The sequence below is a fragment of the Rothia sp. ND6WE1A genome, assembly GCF_001683935.1.
GTDB classification, from domain to species: Bacteria; Actinomycetota; Actinomycetes; order Actinomycetales; family Micrococcaceae; genus Rothia; species Rothia amarae.
In genome coordinates this window covers 1-10,884 of sequence record NZ_LXTU01000067.1, presented here as the reverse complement: position 1 = coordinate 10,884, position 10,884 = coordinate 1, and the positions used below count along the sequence as shown (strand labels likewise).

The following is a 10,884-nucleotide window of genomic DNA, read 5'->3' as shown; positions in this document are numbered from 1 at the left end:
CCTTTCGTCCCAACGCCCCAGTGAGCTCTCTTCCACTGTATTGTCTCAGTGTAATAATTTCATTATTCATAGAATTAAAAACAATCAAGATCTTGATTATATGTCTGCTTCGATTCCTTATATAACCACTCATCAAATTAGTCGAATATCTTACCTTCCTACCGGAACCGGTCTCTTCGTGGGCGATTTATTTCCTATTCCAGTAGAAATAACTATGACACCCTCAGATTCTTATAAAGCAGCTTCCTCTCCAGAAATTTCCTGGAGAGAATAATTATAGTTCTGCTTTATAAGATTACTCTTTGAGATTTTCTGGTTCATGCGCATATATCAAAGATTTTACAACTTCACCTTCGGGTTTTGTGCAATAATTTGAGGTACCTTATTCTTCTCCCGAAGGTGGTTCGTCATGCCTGTTTCGCTTCCCTATTCCGAGGGTGCGCACATCATTCAGCCTCATCAAGCTGCGGAATACTTAGCCCTGATGGGCATCGATATTGCAGATATCCACGAAAGCCTGGCTGCTGGCGAGACTGCTTCTGCCAACACGCGCACAAGTGCGCCCGTCACTGCAGCAGGTTCACGTCGCTGGTTCGACACCACAGAAGTACTCCGAGACCATATCCGCTCCAAACACAACTGGAACCTTACAGACCCGCAAAATAGGCCTCTAGCCTCTCACCCCATTAAGAAGTACACCCTAGGAATTATCGGCGGTAATGAAGATACTGGAAATCCTAATGTTCTAGCGAAACCACGTGCTAACCGTGCAAAAGGAAAAGCCACAGAACAAGCGATCAACAGCGGTGACCCTGTTCTCTTCGTTCTTAATGCTCCAGAAGACCAGCAAACTATTTCCATAGCTAATACTCCGCCCGAAGGAGATTGGTTCCTGCTTTACTACCGCGCAGAAAACGAACTACGCTGTGAAGTTTCTCTTCCCTACCCAAACTTCAAAGATGGACAATTTGGCGACTGGCAAGTACGCGTCCTTCTTCAACCTATACCTTTTGACACCGCAATCGAAAACATTAGAGACATCGGCGGCGGAGAGATCGACTTCAAAATTGCCTAACCTACTCAATCCAGACCGCATCTCCCTCGCCCGCAAACGGCGAGGTCACACCCGCGCGTCCCTCTCACGCGAATTGGGTGTTTCAAGTCGTACCGCCGAAAAGTATGAAATAGACGGTGCCCCGCTCAGCTGCGCCCCGAAACTTGCTGCAGTTCTAGACTTTCCGGCGCCCTTCTTCGCACTTCCGGGCGCTCCAGAAATCGAAACTGACACCGTCAACTTTCGTGCAGGTAGAAATACAACCCGCAAAAATAGAGATGCAGCAGAAGCCGCAGGAGCCTTCGGCGTTGAAATCGCGCACTGGATTGGAGAGCGATTCATTCTGCCCCGCCTCAACCTTCCTGCCTTCGCCCATGAAACCCCGCACATGGCAGCGCAAATGCTTCGCGATTACTGGGGTCTCGGCGTCAAACCCCTACCTAATCTCGTACAACTTAGCGAATCAAAAGGCATCCACGTGTTTGGTCTACCCTCATTGGCGATGTCGGTAGATGCCTTCTCTTTATTCCATAAATCTCAGCCCTTTGTTTTTTTAGCGCGCCATAAAACACCTGAGCGTGCTCGCTTTGACCTCGCCCACGAACTAGGGCACCTCGTCATGCACAAACACTCCTGCGCCGAATCAGCCGCACAGCAAGAACAAGAGGCGAACCAATTCGCCTCTGCCTTCTTACTTCCTGATTCAATGCTCGCTGAGTACATGCCCCATAACGCTAAAGTTAACGACATTCTCTACGCCAAAGATGCCTTCAAAGTTTCAGCCATGGCGCTCACCTACACCCTCCATAAAAACGGCAGAATGACCGACTGGATATACCGCACCACTTGCGCAGAACTCGCCAAACGTGGCTTTCAAAAGGGTGAGCCGGGTGGAATGTCTACCTACGAAATGTCCAAAGTTTATCCGCAGGTATATGCCTCAGATAAGAGCGGACCGGTAACGGTAGAACGTGTCGCGCGAGAGCTCTCACTCCCAGAAGATGATATAAACGTTCTAACCTTCGGCACTAAGCTCAGAGTTATTGAGGGCGGTTCTACCAACAGTCGAAATGAAGCGAAAACCGTCTCAATCAGAAAGCATCTTAGCGCAGTGAAATAAAAGTAACTCAAGTTACAGTCGGTCAAGAAAAAGAAGTAGCATCAAGGGAAACCACTCACCCCAGGAGCCACCTTGGAACTACTTCTACTCGCTCTCGTTGTCCTGCTTACCCTCACATTGGTCGGGCTCGTCTTCTTCTATATGCAATGGAAGAAGGCGAGCGCTAGCACACCCCAACAATTCGAATCATTAGCGCAGAACCTTGCGCTTCTTGAAGGCCGCTTGCATGGCTCAAACAGCGCGCTCTTGCAACAAGTCAAAAATACGCCCAGCATAGAGAAACTTCGCGAAGCAGAAAACCAGCTTGCTGAGCGCATCGCCGCCCACCAAGAACTTGAAGCGAAAGTTCTCGAGCAAACTCAGCAAATCAAAAAGCTAGAAAGCCTTGATGACCGGGCTGAAGTTCAACGGCTCACCAAGGAACTAGCCAGCTTCAACCGGCAACTCTCTACCGAGCAATACACTCGCAAGACCATCCTCGATTCCTGCAAAGAAGCAGGACTCCACGGCGTCCTCCTCACCAACCTCACCTTCACCACCAGCGACGGCGTACGCCGTCAAATCGATCACCTCATCATCACGCAAAACACCGTGCTCGTGATTGAAAACAAGTATTGGTCAGGCAATATCTGGCACCTCAAAGTCCCGCACAAAGGTTCATCACCGCAAGAAGCGCTCATCCACCACCGAGCCACACCAGAGGGCCCCAAGACCAACATCTATTTTGAAGAACACACCGATTCCTACGCCGTCTCCCCTGGTAAACAAGCACGCATACAGGCAGTGCATCTCAGAAACTACCTCAATACACAGTCCCCACTGCACAGCAAACTCTTTATAGAAACTTTGGTGCTGTTCTCGCACGCCAACTCTTACTATTGGCAGAGCAATCTACGCGCCCTATCCCAGCAGACCACTTACTTTAGTCTGCATAACTCCGCTCAGGGCAACAGTCTCAAGGATTTTCTTCTCTCCATGAACTCCGCGAAGAAGCACAAGGTAGTAAACATCGAAGAGCTTCACCGCGCACTTCAACCGATGGCTTTAGTAAACGACAGATTTTAGCTTTTCTCCGTTACTTTTCATAACCAATCGATCGCAACCAATCGCTAACAGATTCATCCATCAAATTGATAGTCCGAATGCTGGAGAGAAAAGCACGTGAAATAGGTGTCAGCGCAGAGGAAAGCTTAGGCATCTGAATCGCGATAGATTCAATCTCTGCGACCCCTTCGAGTTTTTGGAGAGTATCCCGAATTGAGGCAATATCGTGAATAAGAGAATCTGGAACATCTTCACCTGAAGCTTCACTCAGCAAATGAACACCGCGATTGAGTTTACTAATGAGTTCAGACCACTTTTTAGAAGCCTCCTGAGATTTTTCCTCTGTTTTCTTGGCTAATGGAGCAAGCTCTTTAGCCATCTCTTTCAATAGCTTCTGTGTCTGAAATGGGTTTGATAACGCTTGCTCATTGAGCTTTCCACCGCTCTCTTGAAAGCCCAATCCTAACTGAGTAAAGGCACTCATAAAACTTTCAAGGGATGACTCAACCTGTGGGTAGGTTTCCTCAATCTCTGCTAAATAATCGAAGGCGCCCTTAGCTACTTCCTCTTCTTCAGTTGAAGTCGATTCGCTAATTTCAATTCCCTGTTGCTCCCTCTCTTCAATCATCTCGTTGATATATCCAGCAAGCTCTTCAACCTTCTGGCGGTAGCCACTTGCGCTCCGGTCGAGTGTTCTTATCTCAGAAACATCTTGATACAACGTTTGCTTCACGCGTTCAACAATCAAGCTATTGCCGGTATTTCGCTTAAAAGCAGGAGGAGTAATCCACACCAGTGGAAGCATAAGTTGCTTCTCTGCGCCGGCGCGCTCAGCAGCGTCCAAAAACTTCTGAAACTCATCCACGCAAGCCTTACTATTCAAATAGCGAGGAGTAATAAAGGGCATGAAAAAGGTAGAACGTTGAATTTCAGCGTCTAGACGATTCCATAAATGTTCTCCCCAACGCGCCTTATCAGTGTCAAGGAACAAATCAACTGAACGCCCAAACAAGCTCTCAAGTGCCTCGGCAATATCTCTACCAAACTGGCGCATATCTCCGCCAACCACGGAATCAGCATCCTGATGGGTATAGCTCATAAAAATCTGAGTATCGGACATATCTTCCCCTAACATTTCGATCTCATCTTGAGCTTCTTCACCATCAGCTATCTGCGGAGGGATTTGAAGAGCGAAATCCCCCTCCCAGGAATCTCTTGACCCCAAATATTCAATAGGTATCGCCCAAATATCTTCGCTCACTCTCATAACTTCAGGATTATGCGACACCAAGAAACCCCTGTGAAAATCGTCAGGATATAGCTCCTTAAAAGCCCGGATTCCCTTCAAATGATCCGCCTTAAACCGGGTGGAAGATTTTACCTCAATAGCAACCAATCTGCCTTGACGATCTCTAAGTACTAAATCAACTTCAGCAGGCTTCTGTTTGATTGATTGACGCCAATGGAAAATATCCACCTCCAGTTCAGACCAACCGGCATGCGCCCTCATCTGTTGAACAACATGTGCTTCAGTGAGCCTGCCCCGAATATCAGAATCATCTAATCTTTTATCGCTCTGACTGGTAATGACATGAGTGGATAATGCTAAATCTGCTGGAAAAAATTTCGCTGAGCTCCGAAGAGTACGTTTGGAGGGGCGGTGAAAGTTTGGAACCTCGTACACCAAGAACCTTTTTTCTAACGCATTGATATAGCTGTCTACAGTTCTACGATCAATAGATAGATCTCTTCCAGCTTCAGACATATTTAACTCCGATGCTGGATGGCGCAGAATGTAAGCCAACAATTCATAAGCTCTTTGCTGGTCAAAAATTTCACCCGGTTTTACACGCTCTGTCAAAATACTCCGAATACCTTGCTCAATAGCAGAGCGTAAGAGCCCCGGGCTTTTTGTGGTCTCAGAAACTCTGTACTGTGGCATACCGCCGCGAGTAAAAATCTCGTTTTGACTAGGAAAAGCTAGAGATCTCTTAGTATCAGAAGGTTCTGCTCTGAACATCTCATCAATTATTGACCAAGGAGCAAGAAGTTGCTCGCCGGCAAATATTTCAGCCTCGGATAAAGGCTCCAGAGTAATTCTGAACGCCCGGCGTGCTAGCGGATCAGAGCCTCCAAAGTTTGTCTGGGTTTGCCCGATACTCGATGAACCTGTAAGAAGAACTCTGATTTGGTCACTGTTTTCATCCAAGATTGTTTTAAGAGCTAGCGGAAGGTCAGGGACGAGCTGAGCCTCATCTATGGCGCAAGGCCAGGTTCGACCGCGCAACCAAGCTACCGGGTCGTTTTCAACTGTTTTCCTTAGTTCTACATCCGTCATAGAGTAAACCGCTGTTAGCAATCCATCTCTGCGTAGTTTCTGCACGAGACTGGTTTTACCCACTGCCCTGGCACCCTCAACGATGAGCACAGGAGTAACAGCTAAATGTTCACGGATAGTGGGTTCTATAAAACGAGGATACAAGATCATATATAAAATTGTACATTGGATGAACAAACGAATGTACATCCAATGTACAAGTTTATATTTTTGGTCAGCCTCAGACCAGCAAGGTGCAAATATTCTACATACAGTGCGTAAAATTTCATGCACTGTACGTAGGATATTTGCACTTTTGCGCCAGACCATAGGCTTCACCTCATACACTGAAAGAGAAACTTCTGCACCTTCTCCCCAGGAGCCTCCCATGCCCCGCGCTCACCTCGAACGTCCTTTCCAGCAAGAAATCTGCGAGTACCTTGCAGCAAACGGATGGGAACACTCCCCCAACGATTCCGAATACGATGCCGAACGGGCACTTTTCCCGGCTGATCTCCTCAAATGGTTGCAGATAAGCGATCCGCAAAACTACGAGCGCATCGTCAAACCTGGCTTGAGCGCTGATGAAACAGCCAAAGCCAAAGAACGTATTCTCGATTCACTCGTGCGCACACTTGCTACTCCTGAACTGCAAGGAGGCGGCACTCTTAACGTACTGCGCAAGGGTTTCAGAGTGCTTGGTGCGCGTCGCCCCTTTAAAGTACTTCAGCTACCCCCACAAGATAACCGCAACCCTGAGCTCTCGGACCTCTTCGAAAAGAACATCCTACGGGTAGTTGAAGAAGTCCATGCCTATCCTACTCAGCCCCAAAAAGCTCGGGTTGATCTAGTCTTTTTCTGCAACGGCATACCGGTAACAACCACCGAGCTCAAAAGCGAATATGCCCAAACGTTGCAGCAAGCCATTAAACAGTACAAGCAAGACCGTGACCCCAAGCTATCCCCGCTCTTGCAGGAACACCGCGGTGCTCTCGTCCATTTCGCACTTGCCCAAGACGAAATTTTCATGACCACCCGCCTTGATGGGAAAGCCACCACCTTCCTCCCCTTCAATCGCGGCAAAGACAACGGTGCAGGTAATCCAATCAATCCTGAGGGCATCTCTACTTCTTACTTCTGGGAAGAAATTCTGCAACGTAATACCTGGATTACTATCCTCAGTAAATTCATCTACACCAACCACGAGAAGAAAGTAGATCCGTTCACCGGCAGGATTACTCATCACTCGCAAACACGATTTCCCAGATACCACCAGTGGCGAGCAGTCACCAAACTCGTTGACGCTGCTCGGATCGAGGGACCAGGACACAAATACCTTATCCAGCACTCCGCCGGATCAGGTAAAACAGATTCCATCGCTTGGACAGCCCACCGGCTCGCCAATCTGCATAATGAAGACGGTGAAAAAGTCTTTGACTCCGTCATTGTTATTGCAGACCGACAGGTTCTCGATAGGCAACTTCAGGACGCCGTAGACCAGCTCGTGACTGCAACCGGAACCTTTCAACCCATTACCCGCGGAGGCGAGGAATCTAAGGCAAAACAGCTCAAAGAAGCTCTCGAATCCGGTGTGCAAATCATCGGTGTTACGTTACAAACCTTCCCCTATGCGCTAGAAGAAATGCAGAAGAGCGGCAGCCAGCTAGCCGGAAAACATTTTGCAATCATCGCCGATGAAGCGCACTCCTCCCAGGCAGGTAAAGCCACCGACTCCGTAAAATCATTGCTCTACCAGGGCGCTGAAATAGACCTTGATCTCGAAGGCAACGAATCTGATGCCGACCAAGAAGCGCTCACCCGCATGGCAGAACGGTTAGATTCCGCTCACCGCATCTCCTTCTTCGCTTTTACCGCAACACCTAAAGAAAAAACCCTACAGATTTTCGGACGCCGACCCGCACCCGAACTGCCACCAGTGCCTTTCGACCTCTACCCCATGAAACAGGCAATCGAAGAGGGCTTCATCCTCGACGTCTTAAAGAACTACACCAGCTATGAAATGGCTGCTCGCATTGCTCAACGTGCAGAAGAAGACAACGCCAACGAAGAAATCGATATTCAAAAAGGCACTAAAACTCTCATCAATTTCGTAGAGCTCCACCCCACGAACCTCTCCTCTAAAGTAGCGATTATTCTTGACCACTACACCGGCACCGTCAAAAATGAGCTGGGTGGCAAAGCTAAAGCTATGGTGGTTACTAACTCGCGCGCAGCAGCCGTACGCTACCAACGTGCTTTTGAAAAAGCGATTCGTGAACGAGGATTGCCGCTACACACACTGGTTGCTTTTTCCGGTGAGCTCCCTGACCCAGATGTAGAAACTCTTCCCGGTGGCGAAACACCCACTGTTACTGAGAGCTCCATGAACCCGCAACTTCACGGACGAGACCTCGCAGAAGTTTTCGCCCAGGAAGACCAGCATATTCTGATTGTGGCAAACAAGTACCAAACTGGTTTTGATCAGCCACTGCTCGTGGCCATGTATGTTGATAAAAAGCTCTCTGGCATCACAGCGGTTCAAACTCTTTCTCGCCTCAATCGCCGCGCCGCTGGCAAAGACAACACCTACGTTTTAGACTTCGTCAATGATCCTCAGAAGATTCTGCAGAGCTTCAGCGAATACTATACCGAGGCAGAAATTCGCCAAGAATCTGACCTTGAGCTCATTTCCAAGCAAGTTTCAAAACTGGATACTGAAGGCATCTACACCGTCGAGGATGTAAAGCAATTCTGGGAAAAATGGTCAGCATCAAATGTACGCCAGGCGAATTTCGATTCCCTGCTCCGACAACCCGCAGAACGTTTCGCCATTCGATGGAGCAACGCTCGCGAAGACGGCAACAAAGCAGAATTAGATAACCTCACCGACTTCCGCTTCACACTCACGCAGTACGTAAAAACATATGCTTTTTTCGCCCAAATCTTTGATTTTAATGACCCATACTACGAGGAACTAGCCGCTTTCGCTGACCTTCTCAGCAGAAGATTACGCAAGTTCACACTCGATGAGCCGAACCCTGAACAAGTAGATGTGGACGACGTCGTCCTCACTCACTTCCGCCTAGAAAAGATTCGAGAAGAAGACCTCAGGCTCTCCGAGGGAGAAGCTAGCGGACTCACGGGAATTACCGAAGCTGGCATGGCACAGGTGCGAGAACGGGAGCGCAAAAAGAAATCTGTAGTCATCGAAAAGATTAACGAGTACTTTCAGGGGCTCGATTTAGGCGACGAATTTAAGGTGGGATTCGTGTCCACCATGGTTGCCGAAATCGCGAAGGACTCCCGGTTGCAGTCCACGGCCAGATCTAACACCAAGGTTGATTTCCAATACTCCCCCGGCGTGCGCACAGCTATTGAAGATAAGCTTTGGGAGTACGAAGAGGGCACCGATGAAGTAGTGAAATACGCCCGCAACTTACCTGTTCAAGATTTACTCAAGCTCTTCTTAGAGCTAGGACTCTATGAGCGGCTGATAGAAGGGGATACAAGCTCCGAAGATACGGCAAGCTTACGAATCGTCTAGCTGAATTCGGCGGCTGATAACTCTCTGCCCTTATGTACACAAAAAGCGTTGAATGCTCATCTTGTTCGGTGAGCATTCAACGGTTTGAGTGTACTTTTGGGTCAGCTTGCCGCCGTCCTACAGTGCAGGCTGCATTTCGGCAGGCTCTGCCGCCTTGCCTGCTGCCTGGAACAACACCATGAACAGCATGGTCAAACCATTGAAGAGCACTGAAATCAGCATGGCGGTCATCATCTGATCGCCGCGATCCAGCAGAGCTTCGCCGCCGATGAGCAACAAAGCCTGGTCGCGGAAGACGAAGACCAGCACGCCGAAGACCAGCGAGATACCGGTAATCATCAGTGCTGCCGTGCGGATGGAATCACTGATTCGTTCCTGGTTACGAGCGCCCACCGAGTAGGCAAACAGCGACATGCCGCCGAGGGTAACACCCATCGAAATCATTTCGGGAAGCATCACAATGCAACGCATCTGGTGTACGGAATATCCACTGCTCCGGAACCTGTGACACGCACCCTCTGTGGATTACTGCATCTAGTGCTACTTATCCACATATAGCGACTCTCTCCTGCCCACAGATGTAAGCAATAGACGAGAATAAAAAGGATGCGAACTATAGAAGACTTAGGAAAGCTCCTTCTCACAAAAGACTGCCTTATACGCCAAGGCTATACAGATTACGGACTCCGCACGGCCATCCGGCAAGGGCATATTACTCGTCTACGACAAGGAGTATATATAGGAACGCAAAATTTACAGCAGATCTCCGCCTGGGAACGTTATCCTCTCCAGATCCTTGCGCAATTCAAGAGTGCTCCGTCCACTGTTTTCTCGCATCAATCAGCAGCAGTTTTGCACGGCCTCGCCCTCATCAGAGTGAACCAGCAGAAAATACACCTTTACTGCAAGCCAAGTTCACGTGGGTATTCACCGGAGACTACTCGCCACGCTCTATTGCAAGAAAGCACTCCTTACGCAGTGACTCCCGTGGGCGCAATAACAACCGATATCCCCACGCTTCTCTTGGACTGCGCACGAACTTTACCCTTTGAGGAAGCAGTAGTTATAGCCGATTCGGCTCTTTATGCTCAAAAGATTTCTCTTGCTGAACTCTATATTTTGCTTCGTTCCTTTCAAGGCAGAGGAGCAGCCAAAGCATACAAGGTGGCAGAAAATCTCAGTTACTTATCTGAGTCTCCCGGTGAGACTCTCACGCGTATGCGTCTTTCAGAATTGGGCATACGATTTCGCCAGCAAGAACCCGTGGTGCTAGGCAGCAAAACCTATCGAGGCGATTTCTACTTGATTGATTTTGATTGTTTTGTGGAATTTGATGGAAACATGAAATATAGCGATTTTGGCTCACCTGAAGTAGCTATAGCGAGCGAACGCGCTCGAGAAAGACAGTTTCTCAATTCAGGAGCAAGGATTTTTCGTACCGATTGGAGCGAGGTCTTTTCTCATCCTGAACGGTTTGAGAACAGGTTGAAGGTCTTCCTCCGAAAGATTTCTGAGCCCAACGTACATAAAAAGCGGTGAATGCTCACCTTTTTCAATGAACATTCACCGCTTTGGCTGTACTTTTCCTTTAGTCAGCTAGCTCTTAAACCACAGGGTTGTCGAACCAGGCACATTCTTGCCGTCGAACTCGGCTGAGCCCAGCACGAACCGTGCGCCTCGCACAGCTTCGGGGAGGACGACGGCGTCCTGCCCAAAGTTGGTCACGCACACCCAGCCGTTGGGGCGGGTAAAGGCGAGCACCGATTCCGAACCTGTTTCGAGCCATTCCAATTTCTCGGCAGCCT

7 protein-coding genes and 2 pseudogenes are annotated in these 10,884 nt (G+C 48.8%); 6 read left to right on the top strand and 3 right to left on the bottom strand.

The genetic code is table 11. The features are described 5' to 3' along the window. The 4 genes and pseudogenes from A7E48_RS11430 to A7E48_RS09520 form a co-directional block, all read left to right on the top strand. Nucleotides 1–274, top strand: a pseudogene (locus tag A7E48_RS11430) (hypothetical protein); the annotation flags it as partial. Nucleotides 275–409: 135 nt separating this feature from the next. Next, nucleotides 410–1,075: a hypothetical protein gene (locus tag A7E48_RS11025; RefSeq protein WP_068172775.1), complete on the top strand. Its 666-nt coding sequence runs from the start codon at nt 410–412 to the stop codon at nt 1,073–1,075. Further along, the gene (locus A7E48_RS09525) at nt 1,068–2,174 is read left to right on the top strand and encodes an XRE family transcriptional regulator (RefSeq protein ID WP_068172773.1); all 1,107 of its coding nucleotides are present in this window, start codon (nt 1,068–1,070) and stop codon (nt 2,172–2,174) included. The genes A7E48_RS11025 and A7E48_RS09525 overlap by 8 nt, the downstream gene beginning before the upstream one ends. A gap of 72 nt (nt 2,175–2,246) precedes the next feature. Further along, a complete protein-coding gene (locus A7E48_RS09520) occupies nt 2,247–3,239 on the top strand; it encodes a nuclease-related domain-containing protein (protein ID WP_068172771.1) in 993 nt (330 codons plus the stop codon). 10 nt (nt 3,240–3,249) lie between these two features. Here the strand turns inward: A7E48_RS09520 and A7E48_RS09515 are convergent, their stop codons facing one another. After that, a complete protein-coding gene (locus A7E48_RS09515; protein WP_068172770.1) occupies nt 3,250–5,925 on the bottom strand; it encodes a DUF4143 domain-containing protein in 2,676 nt (891 codons plus the stop codon). Here A7E48_RS09515 and A7E48_RS09510 point away from each other — a divergent pair. Beyond that, entirely contained in the window at nt 5,924–9,079 is a 3,156-nt protein-coding gene (locus tag A7E48_RS09510; RefSeq protein ID WP_068172767.1) for a type I restriction endonuclease subunit R, read from the top strand. The two genes, A7E48_RS09515 and A7E48_RS09510, sit on opposite strands and share 2 nt — an antisense overlap. Before the next feature lie 117 nt (nt 9,080–9,196). Here the strand turns inward: A7E48_RS09510 and A7E48_RS09505 are convergent, their stop codons facing one another. After that, nucleotides 9,197–9,550 carry an MATE family efflux transporter gene (locus A7E48_RS09505; RefSeq protein ID WP_083147347.1) on the bottom strand — a complete coding sequence of 118 codons (354 nt, stop codon included), beginning with the start codon at nt 9,548–9,550 and terminating at the stop codon, nt 9,197–9,199. A gap of 507 nt (nt 9,551–10,057) precedes the next feature. On the opposite strand from A7E48_RS09505, the gene A7E48_RS09500 reads away from it, so the two are divergent. Next, on the top strand, nt 10,058–10,618 hold the full coding sequence (locus A7E48_RS09500) for a hypothetical protein (protein WP_068172764.1): 561 nt from the start codon (nt 10,058–10,060) through the stop codon (nt 10,616–10,618). A gap of 57 nt (nt 10,619–10,675) precedes the next feature. Here the strand turns inward: A7E48_RS09500 and A7E48_RS09495 are convergent. Next, nucleotides 10,676–10,884, bottom strand: a pseudogene (locus tag A7E48_RS09495) (alpha-amylase); the annotation flags it as partial.

Bases quoted from the DNA above. Each gene is read 5' to 3' on its own strand.
- A7E48_RS09505 (WP_083147347.1), bottom strand. From the start codon at position 9,550: ATGCGTTGCATTGTGATGCTTCCCGAAATGATTTCGATGGGTGTTACC.
- A7E48_RS09515 (WP_068172770.1), bottom strand. From the start codon at position 5,925: ATGGGAGGCTCCTGGGGAGAAGGTGCAGAAGTTTCTCTTTCAGTGTAT.
- A7E48_RS11025 (WP_068172775.1), top strand. From the start codon at position 410: ATGCCTGTTTCGCTTCCCTATTCCGAGGGTGCGCACATCATTCAGCCT.
- A7E48_RS09510 (WP_068172767.1), top strand. From the start codon at position 5,924: ATGCCCCGCGCTCACCTCGAACGTCCTTTCCAGCAAGAAATCTGCGAG.